Source organism: Cobetia sp. SIMBA_158 (genome assembly GCF_046566945.1).
Lineage (GTDB): Bacteria > Pseudomonadota > Gammaproteobacteria > Pseudomonadales > Halomonadaceae > Cobetia > Cobetia amphilecti.
Window position 1 is genome coordinate 104,528 of sequence record NZ_JAWJYL010000009.1, and the last position, 24,354, is coordinate 128,881.

The 24,354-nt window shown below is 63.7% G+C and carries 20 protein-coding genes; 9 read left to right on the forward strand and 11 right to left on the reverse strand.

Going from position 1 to position 24,354, the window contains the following annotated elements; genetic code table 11:
* Positions 1-95: 95 nt before the first annotated feature.
* The 9 genes from ubiB to R2R70_RS14140 form a co-directional block, all read right to left on the reverse strand.
* Complete coding sequence (ubiB, locus tag R2R70_RS14100) at positions 96-1,724, reverse strand: ubiquinone biosynthesis regulatory protein kinase UbiB (protein ID WP_410978327.1); 1,629 nt, start codon at positions 1,722-1,724, stop codon at positions 96-98.
* Positions 1,721-2,389 (reverse strand): SCP2 domain-containing protein, encoded by a 669-nt coding sequence (locus R2R70_RS14105; RefSeq protein ID WP_131432768.1) that lies wholly within the window; start codon positions 2,387-2,389, stop codon positions 1,721-1,723. The genes ubiB and R2R70_RS14105 overlap by 4 nt, the downstream gene beginning before the upstream one ends.
* Before the next feature lie 7 nt (positions 2,390-2,396).
* Positions 2,397-3,143: a bifunctional demethylmenaquinone methyltransferase/2-methoxy-6-polyprenyl-1,4-benzoquinol methylase UbiE gene (gene ubiE, locus R2R70_RS14110; RefSeq protein WP_043332974.1), complete on the reverse strand. Its 747-nt coding sequence runs from the start codon at positions 3,141-3,143 to the stop codon at positions 2,397-2,399.
* A gap of 147 nt (positions 3,144-3,290) precedes the next feature.
* Entirely contained in the window at positions 3,291-3,728 is a 438-nt protein-coding gene (locus R2R70_RS14115) for a gamma-butyrobetaine hydroxylase-like domain-containing protein (RefSeq protein ID WP_410978336.1), read from the reverse strand.
* Positions 3,729-3,992: 264 nt separating this feature from the next.
* Entirely contained in the window at positions 3,993-5,318 is a 1,326-nt protein-coding gene (gene hslU, locus R2R70_RS14120) for an ATP-dependent protease ATPase subunit HslU (RefSeq protein ID WP_043332972.1), read from the reverse strand.
* Position 5,319: 1 nt separating this feature from the next.
* Complete coding sequence (gene hslV, locus R2R70_RS14125) at positions 5,320-5,841, reverse strand: ATP-dependent protease subunit HslV (protein ID WP_043332970.1); 522 nt, start codon at positions 5,839-5,841, stop codon at positions 5,320-5,322.
* A 331-nt stretch (positions 5,842-6,172) separates the two neighbouring features.
* Positions 6,173-6,826, reverse strand: coding sequence for an SPOR domain-containing protein (locus R2R70_RS14130; RefSeq protein WP_043332968.1), 654 nt, complete (start codon positions 6,824-6,826; stop codon positions 6,173-6,175).
* 3 nt (positions 6,827-6,829) lie between these two features.
* Positions 6,830-8,515 (reverse strand): arginine--tRNA ligase, encoded by a 1,686-nt coding sequence (gene argS, locus R2R70_RS14135; RefSeq protein ID WP_043332965.1) that lies wholly within the window; start codon positions 8,513-8,515, stop codon positions 6,830-6,832.
* Positions 8,516-8,755: 240 nt separating this feature from the next.
* A complete protein-coding gene (locus R2R70_RS14140) occupies positions 8,756-11,014 on the reverse strand; it encodes a primosomal protein N' (RefSeq protein ID WP_410978328.1) in 2,259 nt (752 codons plus the stop codon).
* Between the two features lie 240 nt (positions 11,015-11,254).
* Between R2R70_RS14140 and rpmE the strand changes: the two genes are divergently transcribed.
* Together rpmE and R2R70_RS14150 are read left to right on the forward strand one after the other, a co-directional pair.
* Positions 11,255-11,467 (forward strand): 50S ribosomal protein L31, encoded by a 213-nt coding sequence (rpmE, locus tag R2R70_RS14145; protein ID WP_054556509.1) that lies wholly within the window; start codon positions 11,255-11,257, stop codon positions 11,465-11,467.
* Between the two features lie 622 nt (positions 11,468-12,089).
* Positions 12,090-13,358, forward strand: a complete 1,269-nt coding sequence (locus R2R70_RS14150; RefSeq protein ID WP_054556560.1) for a malic enzyme-like NAD(P)-binding protein — start codon at positions 12,090-12,092, stop codon at positions 13,356-13,358.
* Positions 13,359-13,553: 195 nt separating this feature from the next.
* Here R2R70_RS14150 and R2R70_RS14155 read toward each other — a convergent pair whose 3' ends face one another.
* Both R2R70_RS14155 and R2R70_RS14160 read right to left on the reverse strand, forming a co-directional pair.
* Positions 13,554-14,315: a YdiY family protein gene (locus R2R70_RS14155; protein ID WP_043332961.1), complete on the reverse strand. Its 762-nt coding sequence runs from the start codon at positions 14,313-14,315 to the stop codon at positions 13,554-13,556.
* 224 nt (positions 14,316-14,539) lie between these two features.
* Positions 14,540-17,056 carry a penicillin-binding protein 1A gene (locus R2R70_RS14160; RefSeq protein WP_303571057.1) on the reverse strand — a complete coding sequence of 839 codons (2,517 nt, stop codon included), beginning with the start codon at positions 17,054-17,056 and terminating at the stop codon, positions 14,540-14,542.
* A gap of 248 nt (positions 17,057-17,304) precedes the next feature.
* On the opposite strand from R2R70_RS14160, the gene pilM reads away from it, so the two are divergent.
* The 7 genes from pilM to aroB all read left to right on the forward strand — a co-directional run bounded on the left by pilM (position 17,305) and on the right by aroB (position 24,061).
* Positions 17,305-18,369, forward strand: a complete 1,065-nt coding sequence (pilM, locus tag R2R70_RS14165) for a type IV pilus assembly protein PilM (protein WP_107335932.1) — start codon at positions 17,305-17,307, stop codon at positions 18,367-18,369.
* The gene (locus R2R70_RS14170; protein ID WP_410978329.1) at positions 18,366-18,956 is read left to right on the forward strand and encodes a PilN domain-containing protein; all 591 of its coding nucleotides are present in this window, start codon (positions 18,366-18,368) and stop codon (positions 18,954-18,956) included. The genes pilM and R2R70_RS14170 overlap by 4 nt, the downstream gene beginning before the upstream one ends.
* Positions 18,953-19,585: a type 4a pilus biogenesis protein PilO gene (locus R2R70_RS14175; RefSeq protein ID WP_043332958.1), complete on the forward strand. Its 633-nt coding sequence runs from the start codon at positions 18,953-18,955 to the stop codon at positions 19,583-19,585. The genes R2R70_RS14170 and R2R70_RS14175 overlap by 4 nt, the downstream gene beginning before the upstream one ends.
* Positions 19,582-20,133: a pilus assembly protein PilP gene (locus tag R2R70_RS14180; protein WP_107335934.1), complete on the forward strand. Its 552-nt coding sequence runs from the start codon at positions 19,582-19,584 to the stop codon at positions 20,131-20,133. The genes R2R70_RS14175 and R2R70_RS14180 overlap by 4 nt, the downstream gene beginning before the upstream one ends.
* Before the next feature lie 152 nt (positions 20,134-20,285).
* A complete protein-coding gene (locus R2R70_RS14185) occupies positions 20,286-22,343 on the forward strand; it encodes a type IV pilus secretin PilQ (RefSeq protein ID WP_107335935.1) in 2,058 nt (685 codons plus the stop codon).
* The gene (gene aroK, locus R2R70_RS14190; protein WP_054556506.1) at positions 22,343-22,885 is read left to right on the forward strand and encodes a shikimate kinase AroK; all 543 of its coding nucleotides are present in this window, start codon (positions 22,343-22,345) and stop codon (positions 22,883-22,885) included. Before R2R70_RS14185 ends, aroK begins: the two co-directional genes overlap by 1 nt.
* Positions 22,886-22,954: 69 nt before the next feature.
* Positions 22,955-24,061: a 3-dehydroquinate synthase gene (aroB, locus tag R2R70_RS14195; protein ID WP_054556505.1), complete on the forward strand. Its 1,107-nt coding sequence runs from the start codon at positions 22,955-22,957 to the stop codon at positions 24,059-24,061.
* The last annotated feature ends 293 nt before the right edge of the window (positions 24,062-24,354 follow it).

The following is a 24,354-nucleotide window of genomic DNA, read 5'->3' on the forward strand; positions in this document are numbered from 1 at the left end:
GCAAGTGTTATATGTCATTCATATTGCACTGCGTCCCATGGAGCGGCAAGTGTCGTTGCGCGCCGGGCCAGTCAGGCCATCATGTCTGCCTGCGGCTAGCGCCACAGCAATAACACGATTCCCAGTCCTGCGCCCACCAGTACCGCCACGGGCTGGGTCTCCGCCCAGGCCATCAAGGGCTGCCAACCGAACGCGCCGGCCACCAGCAGCAGGCCCGCACGCAGCCGCCAGCTGGTGCTGGAGGCGTGATTGACCCGGTCGCGCAGCGTGGTGATGGCCTCTGTCTGACGCTGACGGGCGCGATGCTCGTCCTCGATGCGCTCCATGGCCTGGAAGGCCATCGCCGGCAGCTGCGGCAGCTGATGCGACAGCTCCGGTGCCTGCTTGACCATCTCGGCCCAGAACGCCTTGGGGCCGGCGCGCTCCTTCATCCAGCGCTCCAGGTAGGGGCGAGCGGTGGCCCACAGGTCGAGGTCCGGATACAGCTGGCGGCCGAGGCCCTCGATGTTGAGCAGGGTCTTCTGCAGCAACACCAGCTGCGGCTGGACTTCCATGTTGAAGCGGCGCGCGGTCTGGAACAGCCCCAGCAGGACCTGGCCGAAACTGATGTCCTTGAGCGGCTTCTCGAGAATCGGCTCGCAGACGGCGCGGATGGCAGCGGCAAACTCGTTGGCGCGCGTGCCTTCGCCGACCCAGCCGGACTCGATGTGCAGCGCCGCGACCTCGTAGTAATCCTGGCGGAAGAAGGCCAGCAGGTTGCGCGCCAGATAGTCCTGATCCTCGCGGGTCAGGCTGCCGACGATGCCGCAGTCGATGGCGATGAACTGCGGGTCGTGCGGGTTCTCGCGCGAGACGAAGATATTGCCGGGGTGCATGTCGGCGTGGAAGAAGTTGTCGCGGAATACCTGGGTGAAGAAGATCTCCACGCCGCGCTCGGCCAGCTTCCTGAGGTCGGTGCCCTGCGCGGTCAGCTCCTCGATATCGGCGACCGGAATGCCGCGGATGCGTTCCTGCACCATCACGCGGCGGCGCGTCAGTGGCCAGTGGATGGCCGGGACGTAGAGCAGCGGCGAGTCGAGGAAGTTGCGCTTGAGCTGGGAGGTGTTGGCGGCCTCCTTGTGCATGTCGAGCTCGTCGAACAGCGTCGCCTCGTAGTCGGCGACGACCTCGACCGGGCGCAGGCGACGGGCTTCCGGCGAGACCTTCATCAACAGGCGCGCGAACATGTAGAGCAGGCCGATGTCCTTGCGCATCACTTCCTCGATGCGCGGCCGGATGACCTTGACCACCACGTCCGAGCCATCGTGCAGGCGTGCGGCATGTACCTGGGCGATGGAGGCCGAGGCCAGGGGCTGGGCCTCGAATTCGGCGAAGGCTTCCTCGACCGACATCTCGAGTTCCTGCTCGACCAGCTCCCGCGCGACCCGGTTCTCGAACGGCGGCACCTGATCCTGCAGGCGCTTGAGTTCGTCGGCGATGTCCGGCGGCAGCAGGTCGCGGCGCGTCGAGAGCATCTGGCCGAACTTGATGAAGATCGGGCCGAGGGCCTCGAGCGCCAGACGCAGACGCTCGCCGCGCGTGCGTCTGCCGATGGGGAACAGACGCAGCGGCGACAGCTTGAGCAGCGGGCGCAGCAGGGCCGGCACGCGCCCCGGCGGCACCAGATCGTCGAGGCGGTAGCGGGCGATGACCCACAGGATGCTCAGCAGGCGATAGAGTCTCACGACGGCTGGCACTCCCGCTCGGCAGGTTGATGGGAGGTGGCGGCCTCGAGATGACGGCGCAGTCGCGCCAGCCGCGCTTCGGTGCGGTCCAGACACTGGGTCAGCTCGGTCAGCTCGTCGCGCGCGACGCGCATCTGCGCCTGACCGGGCAGCCAGCGCGCCTCCTCGGTGAGGTACTCGCGCAGGTCCAGCTCCAGCTCGCGGCGGCTGATCAGGCCGAAACGCCCGAGGCTGCGCAGGCCGCTGGCCAGGCTATGGCCGGGGGCTTCGCCGAACCACTCACTGAGCGCGCCTTCCCAATCCAGGTCGAGGTCCATCACCAGGTCACGGGCGCTCTCCAGCAGATGGATGCGCCCACGCACGGCGAGGCGACCCTCGAACATCAGGCGCTCGATGGATTCACCGGACAGCAGGGCGGCGGCGGTCTCCATGTCGAGCTCCACCACCACATCGCCATCGCTCTCGTTGGCCTGGGGCAGGCGCAACAGGTGCAGGCCCTGCAGGTCGAAGTGCACCAGCAGGTCAAAGGCGGGGCGTTCGACACGCACCAGCAGGCGTCGGCCTGCCAGTGCATTCAGGCGCGACGTCGAGGCCGGGTCGCGAGCAAGCAGCTGATTCAGCGTCCGCTCAGCGGTCGCCAACAGCAGGGGGGTCAGCAATGCCATGACAGCCTCAGAGCTTGATACCGCGGTGCAACGCGACGATGCCGCCCGTCAGGTTGGTGTACTCGACGCGCTCGAGACCGGCCTCTTCCATCATGCCGGCCAACGTCTTCTGGTCGGGGTGCATGCGGATGGACTCGGCCAGGTAGCGGTAGGAGTCGGCGTCGCCGGCGACCATCTCGCCCATCTTGGGCAGCAGCCGGAAGCTGTACTGGTCATAGGCGGTGGAGAGCAGCGGATTGACCGGCTTGGAGAATTCCAGCACCAGCAGACGGCCGCCCGGCTTGAGGATGCGCTGCATGGAGCGCAGGGCCTTGGCCTGGTCGGTGACGTTGCGCAGCCCGAAGGCGATGGTGATGATGTCGAAGGTGTTGTCCGGGAAGGGCAGGGCCTCGGCATTGGCCTGCACGTATTCGACGTTGCCGCCGACGCCACGGTCGAGCAGCTTGTCGCGGCCGACGTTGAGCATCGAGGCATTGATGTCGGCGAGCACCACGCGGCCTTTCGGGCCGACCAGACGCGAGAACTTCAGCGTCAGGTCACCGGTGCCGCCGGCGATGTCCAGCACCGACTGGCCGGGACGGGCGCCGGCACGCTCCAGGGTGATGCGCTTCCACAGACGGTGGATGCCGAACGACATCAGGTCATTCATCACGTCGTACTTGGCGGCGACACTGTGGAAGACATCCGCGACGCGGCCTGCCTTCTCGTCCACGGCAACTTCCTGATAACCGAAGTGAGTCGTACGCTTGTCCATGACTTCCCCTGTTGTGACGCCGCCGTGGCGACGTCAGCACAATATGGTGAGCTTTCGCAGTGGCTCGATTGTAACCGCTGGCCAGCGGGCTGTCTTTTGGCAAGACGTCGACTCGGACATCTTGCCGCGCCCAGTGGCATCAGTGGCTTACAGCTGGTTGAGCGGAATGCCCAGTGGTTCGCGCGAGGCGCCGGCCTCTTCCAGCTGACGCAGGTAGTAGGCCCACATGGCGTCGCGGCGATTGGCCAGTTCCCACAGGTATTCCCAGGTATACAGGCCGCTGTCATGGCCATCATCGAAGTGCAGCTTCAGCGCGTAGCGGCCGCTCTGGGTGATGTTGGTCAGCCCGACGTAGCGCATGCCGACCTGCAGGGTTTCCTGGCCGACACCGTGGCCACGCACTTCCGCCGACGGCGACATCACGCGCAGGAATTCGGTGCTCAGGCGGAAGCTCTGGCCATCGGCGTAGCCCAGTTCCAGTTCGCGCTCTGACTTGTGGTAGTGCACGCGCGTCGGTACCGGGGCCTCTTCGCCATCGCGGGCATGGCGCTCGTTGAGGCGGTAGTCGCGCTGCTGGCCGCTGATGTCAGCGTCGTGGGACGCGGCGGCGTCCTTGGGAGTGTCGTGGCTCATCGGGGCATCCTCGGGCTTGCATGCCGCGCGGCGGCGTGGGGCGCAGGGCGGTATGGCGAAGGCAATAGGCGTCGAGCGCGGCGCTTGGCCGGTCGATGTGTCTTGTGCGCATGATGCACTGACGCCCGATCCGGGCCAAGCCGGATCGGGCGTCAGAAGTCCCCTCAGGAACGGGACTGGCTTCCATGAGGGGCTGTCAGGCGCGTGAGCGTGTCGTCAGAGGATGTAGCGCGACAGGTCTTCATCACGCGCCAGATCACCCAGACGGGCATCGACGTAGGCGGCATCGACCTTGAGTTCGCCGGGCTGATCGCCACCCTCGTAGGAGATCTCTTCCAGCAAACGCTCCATCACGGTGTGCAGACGACGGGCGCCGATGTTCTCGGTGCCTTCGTTGACCTGATAGGCGATCTGCGCGATGCGCTCGATGGCGTCATCCGCGAAGCTCAGCTCGACGCCTTCGGTCGCCAGCAATGCCTTGTACTGACGGATCAGGGCTGCGGACGGCTCGGTCAGGATGCGCTTGAAGTCTTCCGGCGTCAGGGCGTTGAGCTCGACACGGATCGGCAGGCGGCCCTGCAGCTCCGGAATCATGTCCGACGGCTTGGAGAGGTGGAAGGCACCGGAGGCGATGAACAGGATGTGGTCGGTCTTGACCATGCCGTGCTTGGTGGAGACGGTGGAGCCCTCGATCAGCGGCAGCAGATCGCGCTGCACGCCTTCGCGGGACACGTCACCGCCACTGCCGGATTCGCCACGCTTGGCGACCTTGTCGATCTCGTCGAGGAAGACGATGCCGTTCTGTTCGACGGCCTCGATGGCACGGCTCTTGAGGTCTTCATCGCTGACCATTCTGGCCGCTTCTTCCTCGTGAACCAGCTTGAGTGCTTCCTTGACGGTGATGCGACGGCTCTCTTTCTGCTGCTTGCCCATGTTGGAGAACATGGACTGCAGCTGGCTGGTCATCTCTTCCATCCCCGGCGGGGTGGCGAAATCGAGACTCTGGCTGGCCGGGCTCAGTTCGATGTCGATTTCCTTGTCATCCAGCTGACCTTCGCGCAGCTTCTTGCGGAACATCTGGCGCGTGCTGCTGTTGTTGGCGGCAGCGTCGTACTCTTCGCCACGCACCCGCGGCAGCAGGGCGTCGAGGATGCGCTCTTCGGCGGCATCTTCGGCCTTGTCGCGCACTTCCTTCATGGCGTCTTCACGCACCAGTTTCATCGCGACCTCGACCAGGTCGCGGATGATGGATTCCACGTCACGGCCGACATAGCCGACCTCGGTGAACTTGGTCGCCTCGATCTTGAGGAAGGGCGCGCCGGCCAGCTTGGCCAGACGACGGGCGATCTCGGTCTTGCCGACACCGGTCGGGCCGATCATCAGGATGTTCTTCGGCGTGACTTCCGGGCGCAGATCATCATCGAGCTGCATGCGGCGCCAGCGGTTGCGCATGGCAACCGCCACGGCGCGCTTGGCTTCAGGCTGGCCGACGATGTGCTGATCGAGGGCGTTGACGATTTCCTTCGGGGTCATCTGGGACATCTCAGGACAGCTCCTCGATGATGGCATTGTGGTTGGTGAAGACGCAGATATCGGCCGCGATGGAGATGGACTTCTCGGTGATCTCGCGGGCGGAAAGCTCGGTATTCTCGATCAGGGCGCGGGCAGCGGCCTCGGCGTAGTTGCCACCGGAGCCGATGGCGAGCACGCCGTGCTCGGGCTCGACCACGTCACCGTTGCCGGTGATGATCAAGGAGGCGTGCTTGTCGGCGACCACCAGCATGGCCTCCAGCTTGCGCAGGGCGCGGTCTGAGCGCCACTCCTTGGCAAGCTCCACGGCGGACTTCACCAACTGGCCCTGATACTTCTCGAGCTGCGCTTCGAAGCGTTCGAACAGCGTGAAGGCATCGGCGGTACCACCGGCGAAACCGGCCAGTACCTGATTGCGATACAGACGACGCACCTTGGCGGCGTTGCCTTTCATGACAGTGTTGCCAAGGGATACCTGGCCGTCACCAGCCAGGGCGACCTGGCCGTTGCGACGCACGGAGACGATCGTGGTCATGGATAACTCCTGAGAGAGCATGCCGGCGATTGGAATAAGGTGAACGGGGCCGGGCATGGCATTTCTGGGCAGACGAGGCCGTGGCCTCGTCGCGTAAAACGGGTGGTGATCGTCAGCCTGGCGCTTGCCACTGCTTGCCGCGATCCTGCACCGCCTGATGGGCGGCACGCGGGCCTGATATCTCACCGGAATGCTGTAGATGGGGGCGCCGATACGGGTTTCAAGTCATCGGCGACTCAGCGTTGACTGCGATCGGCCCTGGTCTGTGCCCTCATGCAACGGGCCCGCTCAAAAATGAGCGGGCCCGTCTGTCGCAAGGCTCACGCCTGGCTTACTGCAGCTTGATCAACAAGGGCTCGATGCCCTGGGTGTTCATCAGGTCCTGGGCGCGATTGAGCTCGCGGGTGTCCTTGTAGGGACCGACCTGCACCCGGTGCCAGACGGTACCGCCGGAGGCGTTGACGTCACTGACCTTGGCCAGCAGGCCAAGGTCCTTGAGCTTGCCGGCCAGCTTCTTGGCATCGCTCATCTCGCGGAAGGACGCGGCCTGCAACATGTAGTTGGTCAGCGAGGCCTCGGACTTCTTGGTGCTCTCGGCGCTGCCCGGACGCGGCGTGGACTTGTACTCATCCACCTTGGGCGCGATCACCTCGGTTTCCGGCAGCAGGGTGTAGAACTCGAAGGTCGGCATGTTGCCGGCGGACTCTTCGGGGGCTTCCTTCTGCTGCTGGTTGCCCTGCTTGGCGGCCTGCTGCCCGTTCTGCTGTCCGTTCTGCTGCGTGTTGGCCTTGGGCACGATGGCCGCGACCGGCAGACGCGGGGCCTGTTTCTCGAAGTACTGCGCGAGAGCGAAGCCGGCGATCAGACCGATGATGCCCCACAGCCAGCCGGGCAGACCACGACTCTGGCTGGCAGCGGGTTGCCGACGGGGGCTCGCCCCCTGGCGGGAGGCGGGCTTCTTGTTGGCGGGGCGGCGAGCAGCCATGGCCTACATCTCCTCGGGAGCGCTGACACCCAGCAGGGCCAGGCCGTTGCGGATGACCTGAGCGGTCGCCAGACCCAGCGCCATGCGCGCATTGCGGGTCGCGTCGTCCTCGACCATCACCTTCACCGCGTTGTAGCAGGTGTGGAAGTCGGAGGAGAGGTCCTGCAGGTACTGGGCGACCTGCTGCGGCTCGCGCACCTTGGCGGCGTGGGCGACGACGTCCGGGAACTGCGCCATGCGATTCATCACGGCCTTTTCCTGGTCGCTGGTCAGCAGGGTGAGCTGCGCCATGGCCAGGGCTTCGTCGAAGGGCTTCTCTTCGCGGCTGGCCTTGCGCAGCACGCTGTGCACGCGGGCGTGAGCGTACTGGATGTAGTAGACCGGGTTGTCATTGGACTGGGAGCGCGCCAGGTCGATGTCGAAGGTCAGCTGGGAGTCGGCGCGACGTGCGGCCAGGAAGTAGCGGGTCGCGTCGCGGCCGACTTCCTCGATCAGGTCGCGCAGGGTCACGTAGCTGCCGGCACGCTTGGACAGCTTCACTTCCTCGCCGGAGCGCATCACGGTGACCATCTGGTGCAGCACGTAGTCCGGCCAGCCCTTGGGGATGTCCGCCTGCAGAGCCTGCAGACCGGCACGCACGCGAGTCACGGTGGAGTGGTGATCGGCGCCCTGCTCGTTGATGACCTGGGTGAAGCCACGCTGCCACTTGTCGAGGTGGTAGGCGACGTCGGGCAGGAAGTAGGTGTAACCGCCGTCACGCTTGCGCATCACGCGGTCCTTGTCATCACCGAAGTCGGTGGTGCGCAGCCACAGGGCACCATCGTCTTCGTAGGTGTAACCGTTGTCGACCAGGCGCTTGACGGTCTCCTCGACCTTGCCGTCGCTGTAGAGCGAGGACTCGAGGAAGTAGACATCGAATTCGACGCCGAAGGCCTTGAGATCGAGATCCTGCTCGTGGCGCAGGTAGGCGACGGCGAAGACGCGGATGGCCTCCAGGTCATCGGGGTCCGCGGCGCCGGTCACCTGCTTGCCATCGGCTTCGACGGTGTCGCCGGCCATGTAGGAGGCGGCCAGTTCGCTGATGTAGTCACCGCGATAGCCATCGGCCGGCCAGCTGGCATCGTCCGGGCCCAGACCCTTGGCGCGCGCCTGGACGGAGAGCGCCAGATTGTTGATCTGGGCTCCGGCGTCGTTGTAGTAGAACTCGCGGGTGACGTCGTGGCCGGTGGCGGCCAGCAGGCGGCACAGCACGTCGCCGACCGCGGCACCGCGGCCGTGACCGACGTGCAGCGGGCCGGTCGGGTTGGCGGAGACGAACTCGACCTGCACCTTCTCACCAGCACCCACGTCGCTGTGACCGAAGCTGTCGCTTTCACTGAAGACGCGACGCACGATGTCGGCTACCGCACCGGTGTCAGCGAAGAAGTTCAGGAAGCCGGGCCCGGCGATCTCGACCTTGGAGACGGCATCGGAGGCCGGCAGCGCCGCGATCAGCTTCTCGGCCAGATCGCGCGGCTTCATGCCGGCGGCCTTGGACGTCATCATCGCCAGATTGCTGGCGTAGTCGCCGTGGCTCTTGTCCTTGGTCGGGTCGACCTTGATCTGCGGGCTGGCGTCGGCGGGCAGGGTGCCGTCGGCCTTGAGGGTTTCCAGGGCCTGGCCCAGCAGTTCGATGATCGTCTCTTTCATGGAATATCGGTCTCTTCACGGCTCGGGTCGCACCGCGTGCCATACAGCAGGCGGTTGCAGGCATCAGGCCTGCGGGCAATAGGGGAGTGCGGATGTCGCTGCACGATGGCGGGCATTATCACCGATCCTGCGGCTTGCATAAACCGTCGTGATCAATCGCGCCGCATTCCGCGCCCTGCAGGGATAGTGGTCAGTTCATCGCAAGCGGCGTGAAGGGCTGCCATACCGCTTGCGTATCACTCAGGCCATGCCGACGGGATCGACATCCAGCGACCAGCGCAGGCGGCGTGCATCGCGGTCCTGCTCGCAGAGCGTCACCAGCCAGGCCGCTGCTTCATGCAATGGGCCGCGTTTCGCGCAGCGCAACAGCAATTGGGCGTGATAGCGATTCTGGCGGCGCTCCATCGGTGCGGGTACCGGACCGAGGCAATCCACCTTGAGATTGGCAGCCTCGAGGTGCTGGCGCAGGGCGCCACCGACCTTCAACAGCCACTGCTCGACCTGCTGCTGATCAGTGGCCTCGGCGCGCAGCAGCGCCAGATGGCTGAACGGTGGCAGCTGGGCGATGCGGCGCTCCTCGAGCAATTCCCCCGCCAGCTGCGGGTAGCCGGCCTGAATCAGCGTCAGCAGGTTGGGGTCTTCCGGGTGGCGGGTCTGGATCAATACCTCACCGGGGCGCTCGGCGCGTCCGGCGCGCCCCGCGACCTGCACCAGCAGCTGCGCGGACTGCTCCAGCGCCCGGAAGTCGGCGGCATAGAGGCCGCTGTCGGCGTTGACCACCACCACCAGGGTGACGTGGGGGAAGTGGTGGCCCTTGGCCAGCATCTGGGTGCCGACCAGCAGACAGGGCTCGCCGCGCCGGATCACCGCCAGCGCCTCGCTCATGGCGTCCTTGCGCTGGGTGCTGTCGCGGTCGATGCGCAGCACCGGCACGTCGGGGAATTTCTCGCCGAGCAGCTCTTCGGTGCGCTCGGTGCCCGCGCCCTGCGGGCGAACATCCCCGCTGCCACAGGCCGGGCAGGCATCCGGCAGTGGGCGGGTGCGCTCGCAGTGGTGACAGGTCAGCTGGGGCGGATGGCGATGCAGGGTCATGCGGGCATCGCAGTTGTCGCATTCGGCGATCCAGCCGCAGGCATGGCAGGTCAGGGTCGGCGCGAAGCCGCGCCGATTGATGAACACCAGCACCTGATCGCCCTGGGCGAGGCGCTTCTCGATCGCTTCCAGACTCTGGGTCGAGAGACCGCCCAGCGTCATGCGGCCGCGCAGGTCGACCGGGTGCAGGCGCGCCGGCTGGCTGCGACCGGCGCGCTGATGCAGGTGCAGATGCGTGAAGCGGCCCTCGCGTGCATGGCGCAGGCTCTCAAGAGACGGCGTGGCGCTGCCGAGCACCACGGGTATGCCTTCCTGCTTGCCGCGCACCAGCGCCAGATCGCGGGCGTGATAGCGCAGGCCGTCCTGTTGCTTGAAGGAGCCGTCGTGCTCCTCGTCGACGATGATCACGCCGAGTCTGGCCATCGGCGTGAAGATGGCAGAGCGGGTACCGATCACGATGCGCGCGCGACCGCTGCGGGCGGCTTCGAAGCCATCGAGGCGTTCACCATCACTGACGCCGGAGTGCAGCATCACCTGCGGCACGCGGAAGCGTCTGCGGAAGCGCTCCAGCGTCTGGGGCGTCAGGCCGATCTCGGGCACCAGCACCAGCGCCTGGCCATCGCGGTCCAGCACCGCCTCGATCAATTGCAGATAGACCTCGGTCTTGCCGGAACCGGTCACGCCCTCCAGCAGTGTGGGCGAGAAGCGGTTCAGGCCCTCATGCAGACGCGAGAGGGCGCGACCCTGCTCATCATTGAGGGCCAGGCCGGGTTCGGCGAGCACGCCCTTGTTGGCCTGCTCCGGCGTGGCGCCGGTCACCGGCTCCTCACGGGATTCGATGTAGCCGCGACCGCGCAGGGTCTCCAGTTGCTGGCGGGTGAAGCCCTGGGCGGTGATGGCGCTGTGCACCAGGCCATGACGATGCTGAGCGAGCAGCTCCAGCAACGCGATCTGGCGGGTGGCTCGCCCCAGGCTTGCCGGCTCGGTGGCGCGGCCCTTGTCGGTCAGCGTCCAGCGCTCACGGGTACGCGCCTCGAGGGCGCGCCCCTGACGTAGCAGCGAGGGCATCGCCTGGGCGAAGGTGTCGCCGAGCGAGTGCTGGTAATAGCGCGCGGTAAACTGACATATCCACAACCAGTCGGCCGGCAGCGGTTCGTCATCGATGACTTCGCTGACAGGCTTGAGCTTGTCGATGGGGAAACTTGAGTCGCTGCGCAGCTCGGCGATCACCCCGACCAGCTGGCGACGCCCGAATTCGACGCGCACGCGCAGGCCCACCTGCCAGCCGTGGCGGGGCGGTTGGCGGGATGGCAGGTAGTCGAACAGATCGCGCAGCGGGCCGGGAATCGCGATGCCCAGCACACGTCCCGGCAGGTGAGTCGCAGTCTTGTCGGTAGTGTCAGGCACGCAAGGTATCCGGATATGAGGTGATATGAGGCGTTCAGTAAAACGGGGATATGCCGTGGCACGCAGTCTACAGAGTGTTGCCCGCAATAAACGGCACAAAGTTTGGTCTTGCGGCAGATGACTGGTAAAATGCGCGGCCTTCCGTCGGAAACGGCGGAATGACCGGTTCAATCCAAAACCCGTGTACGGTGCCTGGCAAGTGATCAGGTGGCGGTGCACAGCGACCTGAGGTTACACATCATGAAACAGGGTATCCATCCGGACTACCAGCGCCAGACCGCAACTTGCTCCTGCGGCGCGCAGCACGAAATCGGTACCACTTCCAAGCAGACTTTCGCGCTTGACGTGTGCTCCGAGTGCCACCCGTTCTACACCGGCAAGCAGAAGCAGGCTACCACCGGTGGTCGCGTCGAGCGCTTCAACAAGCGTTTCGGTGCTGCCATCAAGCGCTGATACCTTCAGCTGCTTGTCGCTTTCATGGCGCTGCGCATCTTGCAGCGTCATGGACGAAAAACCCGCTCACGAGCGGGTTTTTTTGTGCCTGTCGTTCAGACCATCCTGAAGAGAGCCGCGACCACGCCAGCCGGCCCGGGATGCCCTTGTCGTGATGCCCTTGTCGTGATGTTCTGGTCGTGATGTTCTGGTCGTAATGGTCTGACATGATGGTCTGACATGATGGTCTGACATGATGGTCTGACGTGATGCCCTTGCGGAGATGTCGCCCCTGCGCTGCGCTTGCCGGGAAGGATTATTGTTTCCGATTTGGCACTTTTTCTGCTCTGCCTCTGCATCAAGCGCGCCGGAATGGCGGGTTGCGTCAGCGAACGGCCGAAAATCGAGGATCTTGCGCGAATCGTGGCGTCATCTCGGGCCGAAATCGACGCGAAAGCCGGTCAGCGATAAGGAAAGGTTTATGGCTGGGCAGGGCATCCATAACGTTAGACGAATGGCTAAAATGTTTTTTAAACGATCGTTTTAAAGTCATGCATAACAGCAAGTTGCGTCGGTTGTTCAGAGGTGTCTTTTTCTATATTCTGGAGCAGCCAACCCCCCGCCAAAATACCGGATGACACGCATGTCTGATGCCATGAAGAAAGCAGCACTGCAATATCACGCCGAACCGATTCCCGGGAAGCTCTCCATCGAGCTGACCAAGCCGACCGAGACCGCCAAGCACCTGGCGCTGGCCTACAGCCCGGGCGTTGCCGAACCGTGCCGCGAAATCGCCGCCGACCCGGAAAATGCCTACCTGTACACCGGCAAGGGCAACCTGGTCGCGGTCATCTCTGACGGGACTGCCATCCTTGGCCTGGGCAACCTGGGGCCGCTGGCTTCCAAGCCGGTCATGGAAGGCAAGGGCGTGCTGTTCAAGCGCTTCGCTGGCATCAACTCCGTCGATGTCGAAGTGGATGCGGAAAGCCCGCAGGCCTTCATCGACACCGTGCGTCGCATCCACACCACCTACGGTGGCATCAACCTGGAAGACATCAAGGCACCGGAGTGCTTCGAAGTCGAACAGGCGCTGATCGAGCAGTGCAATATCCCGGTCTTCCATGACGACCAGCACGGTACCGCCATCGTCACCGCGGCCGGCATGCTCAACGCCCTGGATATCGCCGGCAAGAAGCTGGAAGACGCGCGCATCGTCTGCCTGGGCGCCGGCGCTGCCGCCATCGCCTGCATGAAGCTGCTGGTGGCCAGTGGTGCCAAGGTCGAGAACATCTTCATGCTCGACCGCAAGGGCGTGATCCACAGCGGCCGTGACGACCTGAACCAGTACAAGGCGATGTTCGCCACCGAGACCGAGCTGCGCACCCTGGACGACGCCATCGATGGCGCCGACGTCTTCGTCGGTCTGTCCGGCCCGAACCTGCTCAAGGCAGAGCAGCTCAAGAAGATGGCCGCCAACCCGATCGTCTTCGCCTGCTCCAACCCGGATCCGGAAATTCATCCGGATACCGCTCGCGAAGCACGCCCGGACGTCATCATGGCGACAGGTCGCTCCGACTACCCGAACCAGGTCAACAACGTGCTGGGCTTCCCGTTCATCTTCCGTGGCGCGCTGGATGTGCGTGCGACGCGCATCAATGAAGAGATGAAGCTGGCCGCCGTTCACGCCCTGAAAGACCTGGCGCGTGAGCCGGTCAGCCAGGATGTGCTGGATGCCTACGAGATCGACAGCCTCGAATTCGGCCCGGGTTACATCATCCCGACGCCGATGGACTCGCGTCTGCTCGAGCGTCTGCCGGCCGCCGTGGCCCAGGCGGCCATCGATTCCGGTGTCGCACGCAAGCCGTACCCGGCGCACTACCCGCTGACCAGCACGGATCAGGTCTACGGTTAAGCGTCAGCGGTCGAATGGCCGGTTGGCGGCGTCGCTGAAGCGACGCAAGACATGAAAAAGCCCTCGTTGGAGATTCCGGCGAGGGCTTTTTGTTGGTGGCTGCTTTCAGCCATGAACCACGAGCCATGAGCCACCAGCGACTGGCGACTGGCGACTGGCGACTGGCGTCTGGGCAGGCAGGCGTCAGGCCTTTGCTCAGAAGCTGTAGAGGATGGAGGCCGCCGTGGTGGTGTCGGTCTTGGCATCCGACTCGTCGGGCGGGTTGGTGTTGTTCTCGATCTCGTGCGAGAGCTTGAGAGCGAGGCTTGCATTGATGGCGACCGTCAGCGCGGTATAGCTGCGACTGATCACGTTCTCGCGCGTGGCCTCCGCCGAGAACTGCTGCTCGAACTTGGAGGTGTCGGACAGCTGCCAGCGGTAATCCATCGCGCCATAGCCCAGCAGGTAGTTCTCGTGATCCCCCGCCGTGATGTCATCGAAGCGATAGCCCGGCCCGGCCTCGAGGGAGAGGTTGTGCTCGGGGCCATCCAGTATCGTGATGCCCTCGCCGACGATGGAGGTGACCTGGTGGTTGTAGCCGGAGAAGCGCTCCTTCTCCCAGCGCAGCAGCCCGAAGGCGTAGTGGTCATCGCTGAGGTCATAGCGCTCGCGCTGCCCGACCAGGTACTTGTCGGTCGTGGTCTCGCCACTGCTGGAGACATGCTTGGCCTCCACACGGAAGGTGTGAGTCCAGGGCTTCAGATGCCAGGAGAGGCTGGTCTTGCCCAGCAGGGTCTCGCTGTTCGAGTTGCCCGACAGCTTGGTGAAGCCCAGCTCGGCCTGGCCGCTGAAGGGCTCAGAGTCCTCGCTGGCGGGTGGCGGTGCATAGAAGAGGTCGTCTGCGACAGCCGTGTCGAGGGGAAGCAGGGCCAGGCACAGAAACGCGGTCCTGCGCAGTGTGGGCAATGGGTGAAGCATGCGAACTCCGGCATGTTTGAGGCATGACATCATCATCGGGAATGTGGCTTGCGAGATGACGCTTGCTGAGCGAGGCGGCCTGGCGCGTCATCCGGACGCTACCAGTGGATCGCGATACGGGGGAGCCTTGTGAATGCTCAGATGGCAGAAGAGCGACCAGCGGCCGCTCTTCCTTGGGCTCTCCCCCTGCCGATGAGGCTGGCAGGCGAGGTCTGGAGATCAGATCAGAAGATGGCCTCGAAAGTTCCGGTACCTTCCGAGCCGCTTTCCTGCTCCAGTTCCTTGCGGATGGTGCGTTCCTTGTAGGGCGGCAGATTATCCTTGCGGAACAGCTCACTGATGCCGCCGGACTGACCGCTGCGCAGGCGCTTGCCAGAGTCAGGGTCGATGGTTGCCGTCACGATGTTGTCCGGACGCTCCATGGTGGAGGACGGCATGCCCTCGAGGGCGCCGCGCATGTAGTCGACCCAGATGGGCAGGGCGGCCTGGGCGCCATACTCGGCCAGGGTGTCGTTGGAGTCCTTGCCGACCCAGACCGTGGCCACCAGCTTGCTGTTGAAGCCGGAGAACCAGGCATCACGCTGGTCGTTGGTGGTGCCGGTCTTGCCGGCCAGGTCATCACGACCCAGCGCCAGGGCGCCACGGCCAGTACCGCGCTTGATGACATCCTGCATCATGTCACGGATCAGATACATGGCTTCAGGGGAGGCGACACGCTCGGCCAGCGGGTACTGGCGACCGTCACGATTGACGGTGACCATGCCCGGCGCACAGTTGGCGCAGGCAACCGGCGGATGCGCTTCATAGTCGGTCTCGTCATCGCCACGCGTGATGGTATCGATGTACCAGGGCTCGACACGGAAGCCGCCATTGGAGAGCACGGCATAGCCGCGTGCCATCTCCAGCGGGGTCAGCGAGGCGCTGCCCAGTGCCAGTGACAGGCCATTGGGCAGCTCGTCACGCTGGAAGCCCAGCTTGACCAGGAAGTCGAGGGTCTTGTCGAGGCCGACCGTCTGCAGCAGACGCACGGAGACCAGGTTCAGTGAGCGATACAGGCCAACGCGGATACGGGTCGGGCCAGTGAACTTGCCGCCGGCATTCTCCGGACGCCACACCTTGCCGCCATCCTGAAGCACGACAGGGGCGTTGTTGATGATGGTCGCCGGTGACATGCCGGCCTGTTCGAGCCCGGACAGATAGACGAACGGCTTGAAGATCGAGCCTGCCTGACGGCGTGCCTGGATGGCGCGGTTGAACTTGCTGGCGGAATAGCTGAAGCCACCTTGCAGGGCGAGGATGGCGCCACTTTCCGGATCCAGCGAGACGATGGCGGATTGCGCGTCCGGCAGCTGGCCAAGACGGTAGCCGTCGTCCTGCTTGATCACGCGTACCAGATCACCGGCCTTGGCGATCTCGGCGGCCGAACCCGGCACGCCACCACGCCATTTGGCGCTCTTGTACTCGCGTGCCCACTTCAGGCCGTCCCAGTCGAGGGTCACGACCGTGGCGTCGGCCAGCAGTGCCTTCATCTGCTTGCCGGTGCTTTCCACCACGATGGCGGCTTTCAGCGGGCCGTAATCAGGGGTGCGGTCGAGTACTTTCAGCCAGTTCGAGACATCACGGTCGATGCCGGCGATGCGCTTCTCGCTCTTCTGGGCCGCCTGCTTGGCGGTTTCCAGCACTTCCGGCGACTTGGAGAGTTCTTCCTCGAGGCCGGCCTGATCGGTCTGGTCCTGAGCTTCCGCCAGCGAGGCGGCGATGTCGGATTCCTCGACCCCGCGCCAACCGTGGCGGGTATCGTAGGCGATCAGCCCCTTGATCAGCGCATCACGTGCCATTGGCTGCAGCGAGCTGTCCAGCGTCGTGGTGATGCGGACGTTGTCGGTGTAGGCCTTGTCGCCGAAGCGGTCGACGGCGAAGCTGCGTGCCATTTCCGCGACGTAGGGGGCCTGCACTTCCGGTCTGGAGTAGTGGCGTGCCGCGGTGATCGGTGCCTTGACGGCTTCGTCATAGGCCTGCGGCTCGATGTAACCCAGCTCCTTCATGCGCAGCAGGATCCAGTTGCGACGGATCAGTGCGCGCTGCGGGTTGGTCAGCGGGTTGAAGCTCGACGGCGCCTTGGGCAGGCCGGCCAGCATGGCCTGCTCGGCCAGGGTCAGCTCATCCAGGGACTTGTCGTAGTAGGTGCGCGCAGCGGCGGCGATCCCGTAGGCGCGATGGCCCAGGAAGATCTTGTTGACGTAGAGCTCCATGATCTCCTGCTTGGAGAGGATCTCTTCCATCTGCAGCGACAGCAGAATCTCGCGAATCTTGCGCGTGAAGGTCTGGTCCAGCGTCAGCAGATAGTTGCGCGCCACCTGCATGGTGATGGTGCTGCCACCGGACTGGATGCTGCCGCTGGAGGCCAGCTGCACGGCCGCGCGCGCCAGCCCCTTGGGGTCGATGCCCGGGTGGGAGAAGAAGTTGCTGTCCTCGGCGGCGAGGAGGGCGTCGACGAAGGTCTCGGGGATCTCGTCGTAGGTGACCGGGATGCGGCGCTGATCACCGTATTCGCCGATCAGCTTGCCATCGCGGGTATAGATGCGCAGCGGCGTCTGCAGCTTGGTATCCTGAAGCTGATGGACGTCGGGCAGGCCCGGCGAGAAGTACAGCGAAGCGCCAACGATGGCCAGAAGTCCCGCGGCACATAGTGATAGCAGCAGCCAGAACACTGGCGAAAATAGTCGTCTCAATAGCTTCATGGGCAAGACAGGGTCCGTGGGTAAGAAAAGCGAGTGGCTGCGCGGGGATTGGCAATTCCATTGCTGGGGCATTATAAGTAGCGGGTTCAGATGCGGCCAGCGTTGAACCCTGACTTGCGCGTCTGTTGTGTTATTCTGGGAAACATAATGTAACATCCTGGAATGATAGAGGGTGTCGCGGCAACGTCGTCAGGGAACCGGCGGCCAGCCAGTCTGGCAAGATCGTCATCAGAGCAGGGGAACGCCAATTGCTGGGACTCAAATCCGCCGGCAAGGGACTCATCGGGGTCGATATCACGTCGGCCACGGTGAAGCTCCTGGAGCTGTCCAGGCAAGGAAATCGATACCAGATCGATAGCTATGCGGTGCGTCCACTCAAGGAAGGCGCAGTCGTCGAGCGACGTATACGGGACATGGACGAAGTCGTGCTGGCCATCAAGCGCGCGGTCGAGCAGGCACAGCCGCGCTCGAAGCGCGCCGTGGTCGCGGTTCCCGCGAGCGCTGCCATCACCAAGACACTGAGCTTCCCGGCCAATCTTGCCGATGACGAGATCGAGCAGCGCATCGCGCTCGAGTCCGAGAAGCACTTTCCCTTTCCGCTGAACGATGTCGCGTTCGACTTCCAGCATCTGGGCGTCAATCCGCGCAATCCCGATCAGCAGGACCTGTTGCTGGTGGCGTGTCGCAGCCTGGACGTCGATCAGCTGACCTCGGCACTGTCCCAGGCCGGCCTCGAGCCGGCTGCCGTCGATGTCGAGACCTTCTCCCTCGAGCGCGCCTTCGGCGAGCTGCGTCATCAGTTGCCGCCGACCTACGACAACGAAGAGTGCGTTGCCGTCGTCGATATCGGCGCGACGATGACCGCCTTCCACGTCATCCAGAATGGCCGCATCGTCTACAGTCGCGACGCCGTCTTCGGCGGGCGTCAGCTGACGGACGAGATCATGAATCGCTTCGATCTCTCCAATGATGAGGCGGGCCTGGCCAAGAAGCGTGGCGGTCTGCCGGATACCTATGACAGCGAAGTGCTGGGTCCGTTCCGCGAGACGCTCATCCAGCAGATCGCACGCTCACTGCAGCTCTATTACACCGCCGGCAAGCGCCGCGAGGTGCAGCGTATCCTGCTCGGGGGCGGTACGGCTGCCATCGTCGGGCTGCGTGAAGGCCTGGCGGAGCACACCGGGCTTGAAGTGATCATGGCCAACCCCTTCACTCACATGAGCGTCAATCCGCGCGTCGACATCCAGGCGCTGGCGGGCGATGCTCCGGCGATGCTCACGGCCTGCGGTCTTGCGATGAGGAAGCGCTCATGACCATCGAGATCAACCTGCTTTCCTGGCGTGAAGACCGGCGTGAGAAGCGCAGCAAGCGCTTCATGGGCATACTGGCGCTGGCGGCTGTCATCGGTATCGGTGGCGGCTATGGCATGAGCGAGTATTACCAGAGCCAGCTCGAGGCGCAGCAGCAGCGCCATGCCTTCATCGAGAAGGAAATGGCCCGCCTCAATCGGGACATCAAGGAAGTCGAGGACATCGAGGCACGCCGCACCCAGATGCTCGACCAGATAGAGCTGATCCGCAGTCTGCAGTTCTCGCGTCCGGAAACGGTACGGGTCTTCAATCAGCTGGTGACGTCTCTGGTGGACGGCGCCTGGTATCAGAGCATCAGTCGCAGCGGGCGCCAGCTCAAGGCGAATGGCACGGCGGAAAGCACGCGTCAGGTTTCGGGTCTGATGCGCGCCATCGCCCTGTCGGATTCCTTCGGCACCCCGACGCTCTCCGATGTGCAGAGCAATGACGACGATCAGCGCAGTTTCAATATCATGATTCCGGAGCGCCCGACGGGGTCGGCGCTGAGCGCTGCCGATCCGGAAAATGACAAGAAAGGAGGTCGGCGATGAGTTTCATCGATGCTGAAATCCGCCGCCTCAAGTCGACGGATTTTCGTGATCTTGATCTGAAGGAAGCCGGCATCTGGCCGGTCACGCTGCAGGCCGTGCTGGCACTCATCGTGCTGGGCGCCCTGTTCTGGGCGTCCCATTGGTTCCTTGCCGCGCCCAAGGCAGAAGACCTCGAGCGTCTGCGTGCCCAGGAAAGTCAGCTGCTCCAGCAGTTCGAGAGCAAGGCGTTCAAGGCCGCCAACCTGCCGGCCATGCGGGAGCAGATGGTGGAGCTGGAGTCCCGCATGGGGCAGCTGCTGGAAATGCTGCCCACCGATGCGGAAGTCCCGGCGCTGCTGGATGACATCAGCGAGACGGCGATCAACAACCAGCTGGCGGTCGAGTACATTCGTCTGAAGCCGGCGGAGAATCGCAACTTCTATGTCGAACAACCTTTCGATATCAAGGTGCGCGGCGACTATCATCGTATCGCCGCCTTCATTTCCGGTGTCGCGGGGCTTTCACGCATCGTGACGCTGCATGATTTCGTGCTGACGCCGGTCGCCAACAGCGATGATCTTGAGCTGTCGCTGCTGGCCAAGACCTACAATTATCGTCAGACCCCGGCAACATCAGGAGGCAAGCAATGAGCCTGATGACACGTCGAAATACCGTGATGGGAAGTGCGTTGCTGGTCACTCTGCTGGCGGGGTGTGGAGATCCGCAGCTGGGCGCGCTGGAAGGGGAGCTCGAGTCCTTGAGAGGGCGCCCTTCCGGCAAGGTGCAGGAGTTGCCGCCGCAACCCGAGTATCATCCCGTCACCTATGACATGGCGGATGCGCGCAGTCCTTTCCAGTCACGCCTGCCGGAGCCCGAAGAGGAGCTGACGGCCGTCGACAACGGGGTGCGACCGGACCTCGATCGCCCTCGTGAACCGCTGGAAGCCTGGCCGATGGAGCAGCTCAGCATGGTCGGGACGCTGGATGTCGATGGCGCGCGTTCGGCGTTGATTCTGACGCCGGAGCAGGAAGTCCAGCGTGTGCGGGTCGGCAACCACATGGGCAGCAACTTCGGCAGGATCACTCGTATCGGTGATACGCAGATCGATATGGTGGAAATCGTGCCCAATGGTCAGGGCGGTTGGATAGAGCGGTCTCGCGCCATGGCGCTGAAAGAGCCCGTGTCGCAAGGTGGTTGAGATCACTGGCGTTGGCAGTAGCCATATTGTCACGGAAGACGAACGGTCGACCCGCAAGAGTTGGCGACCGACACCATAACGCTTCGATAAGAATAAGGCGCGATCAGCCCGACGGTTGAACGGAGCCACGGCGAGACAGGGGACTAGGGAACATGACGCGATTGCAACGAATGAGTCTGCTGGGGCTGGCGGCAGTCGGTAGCCTGATGGCGAATGTGGCGATGGCCGCGTCGTCGCTGCAGGACCTCAACTTCACCGCCCTCGGGGGTGACCGTATGGAGCTCAAGCTCGACTTCGTCGGCGGAGTGCCGGAGGTCAAGGGCTACCGTATCGAGACGCCGCCGCGCATCACCATCGACCTCCTGGATACCAGCAGTCAGCTCGACAAGCGTCGCTTCGATCTGGGGCTCAGCGGCGTGGACGAACTGGTGGCGCTGGAGGCCGGCTCGCGCACGCGTCTGGTCATGAAGCTCAACCAGTCCAAGCCGTACGTCACGCGCACCGAGGGCAACAGCCTCTACGTCATCATCGGCGAGCAGGGCGGTGCGCCGGGCGCTCAGCCTGCGGCTGCCTCCCAGGCGAACGCCGCCAACGTGCCGCCGGACAATCGTGCCCTGGAAGTGGCCAGCGAGCCGGCCGTCAGTGGCATCGATTTCCGTCGTGGCACGGACGGTGAAGGTCGTGTCGTGATCAACTTCAATCGCTCCAACGTCGAGTCGCGCGTCACCGAGCGCGGGCGCAAGATCTACGTCGACATCAAGGGCGTGAAGCTGCCGCCGGAGATGAATCAGGTGCTGGATGTCGGCGATTTCGCCACGCCGGTGACGCGTATCGATCCGCAGCGTACCCGTGATGGCGTGCGCATGGTGGTGGATGCCAGTGGCTACTACACCCAGCTGGCCACTCAGGCAGGCAACGAGCTGGTGCTCGAGGTCAAGCCGCTGACGCGTGAAGAGCAGGCGGAGCGCATCAAGGACAAGTTCCCCTACACCGGCAAGAAGATCTCGCTCAACTTCCAGAACATCGAAGTGCGCTCCGTGCTGCAGATCATCGCTGACTTTACTGGGCTCAATCTGGTCGCCAGTGACAACGTCACCGGCAACGTGACCCTGAACCTGAAGGAAGTGCCCTGGGATCAGGCGCTGGATCTGGTGCTCAAGTCCAACGGTCTGGCCAGTCGTCGCATGGGCAACGTGCTGATGGTCGCGCCGGCGGAAGAGCTGGCGGCGCTGGAGCGCAAGGAGCTCGAGGCGAACCAGCAGGTCAAGGAGCTGGCGCCGATGACCACCGAATACATCCAGGTGCGTTATGCCAAGGCGGCGGATCTGGCGGCGTTGCTGCGCGGTGAAGGCGGTATCGGACTGCTGTCCGAGCGGGGCCGCGTGATGGTCGATGAGCGCACCAACACCATGCTGATCCAGGATACCCGCGATACGCTCGAGTCCATTCGCGGCACGCTGGAATATCTCGATATCCCGGTGCGTCAGGTGCAGATCGAGGCGCGCATCGTCATCGCGCGTAGCAGTGTCTCCAGCGAGATCGGTGTCAATTGGGGGCTTTCCAACAGCAGCAACGGCAAGTTCGGCCTGGAAGGCGCGTCGACCGGTACGACCAGTGATGGCGGCCTGAGTGTCAATCTCGGCGATGACAGTGATCCGGGCAGCACCTTCAGCTTCGGTTACCTGTCCGGCGATATCCTGTTGGACCTGGAGCTCTCGGCGCTGGAAAGCGAAGGCAAGAGCCAGACCATCTCCCAGCCCAAGATCATCACCGCCAACCAGAAGAAGGCCGTCATCAAGCAGGGTCAGGAAATTCCCTACGAGGAGGCGACCTCCAGCGGTGCGACCAACATCGAGTTCAAGGAAGCGGTGCTGGCATTGGAAGTGACGCCGCAGATCACGCCTGACAACCGCATCATCATGGATCTGTTGATCAACAATGACGATGTCTCCGATGACAGCTTCAATGGCGAACCGGCCATCGATACCAATGAAATTGAGACGCAGGTGCTGGTCAATGACGGTGAAACCGTGGTGCTGGGCGGCATTCTGACCTCCGAGCAGATTCGCAGCGTCTTCAAGACGCCCTTCCTCGGGGACCTGCCGGTGATCGGGAATCTGTTCCGCTATACCGAAGAGTCCAACGAGAAGGTAGAATTGCTGGTATTCATTACCCCGAAGATCATCGAGGACGGCCTGGCGGTGCGCTGATGCATGTGATTCCCAACGTATTCCTTGTCGGCCCCATGGGGGCCGGCAAGAGCACTATCGGCCGCCTGCTGGCGGCCGACTTGCATCGTGAATTTTGCGATAGCGACCATGTGATTGAAGACCGCTGCGGAGCCAGCATTCCGTGGATTTTCGACGTCGAGGGCGAGTCCGGCTTTCGTGAGCGTGAGCAGGCTGTCATCGATGAGCTGACCTCGCTCAGGGAAGTCGTGATGGCCACCGGTGGCGGCGCCATCATGGCGGAGGCCAATCGGCGCGTACTGCGCGAACGCGGCACTGTCGTGTATCTCTACGCGCCTGTCGAACAGCAGCTCAAGCGAGCCGGCCGTGATCGCAATCGTCCGCTGTTGCAGCAGGATGACCCCGGGCGGGTGCTCAAGCGTCTGTTCGAGTTGCGTGACCCGCTCTACCGCGAGACGGCCGATATCATCGTGCGTACCGATCGGCGCAGCCCTCGGGCGGTCACCAACGAGATCCGTCGCCGCATCAAGGCGCTGGCGGACCCGTTGCATGCCCCTGGCTAGTCTCATCAGCGGTTGGCGGCCCTGGCGGGCGTCAGTCGCTGTCATCTGTTTCGCCCAAGGAGAATTCTGATGTCCCTGGCACCTGCTCATCGTCTTGATGTCGCGCTCGGCGAGCGTAGTTACCCCATTCATATCGGGCCGGGCCTGACCGCACGTGGTGATCTGATTCGGGAGCACCTTGCGGGGCGTCAGGTGATGATCGTCACCAACACCGTGGTGGCACCGCTGTATCTGGACGCACTGAAGGCCTCGTTGGGCGAGGGGCTCGATATCCGCGAGGTCATCCTCGACGACGGTGAGCAGACCAAGCACATGGCCAGCATCGGCCTGATCTGGGATGCCCTGCTCGAGGCCGGCTTCAATCGCCGCTGCACCTTGATCGCCCTCGGTGGCGGTGTGATCGGGGACATGACCGGCTTCGCGGCGGCTTGTTATCAGCGAGGCGCGGCTTTCATTCAGGTGCCGACCACACTGCTGTCACAGGTGGATTCCTCGGTGGGCGGCAAGACCGGCGTCAACCATCCGCGTGGCAAGAACATGCTGGGCGCCTTCTGGCAGCCGCGTCTGGTGCTGATCGATACCGCAAGCCTCAAGACATTGCCGCAGCGTGAGCTGTCAGCGGGCATGGCCGAGGTCATCAAGTATGGTCTGCTGTGGGATGAAAGCTTCCTGAGCTGGCTGGAAGACAACATGACGGCCTTGATGGCGCTGGACGAGACCCTGCTCGGTGAAGCCATTCGCCGCAGCTGTGCCATCAAGGCGGATGTCGTGGCGCAGGATGAGACCGAGCAGGGCGTGCGTGCGCTGCTCAATCTGGGCCACACCTTCGGGCATGCCATCGAGACGGATCAGGGCTATGGCGTCTGGCTGCACGGTGAAGCCGTCGGCACCGGCATGCTGATGGCGGCTGAGCTTTCGGCGCGCATGGGCTGGCTGTCGAGTGCGGATGTGGAGCGTGTCTCGCACATCATTGCCAAGGCAGGCTTGCCGCTGGCGGCTCCGGAAGACATGGGCGTCGAGGACTTTCTCAAGCACATGCAGCTGGACAAGAAGAATGTCGACGGTCGTCTGCGCCTGATCCTGCTTGAGCGCATCGGCCGAGCGGTGATTACCGAAGAGGCGCCAGCCGGCGTGCTGGCCGACATGCTGGAGCACTGGCCACGCAGCTCTCGCTGACATCCCGGCCAGCCAGCGGCTGGTTCATGGGCGCTGCACGACCACGCAAGCCGTCACCCTCTGGGTGGCGGCTTTTCTTTTGGCGGGTGTCAGCGCGCCGTGACGGAGTCATTGGTGGAGCGTGATTCCTGAATTGGTATGCCGTATGCGTAATCGGTATGGGGTAAATCGAATAAAAACGCTGTTTTTTATTTAACCAATACTAAAGTTGCAAGGCGAAATACATGAGGCATGTCTACCCGCTAAGCGCTTGAGCCTACAGGGTTTTTTGGTTGAAGGTTCTTCTAACCTTC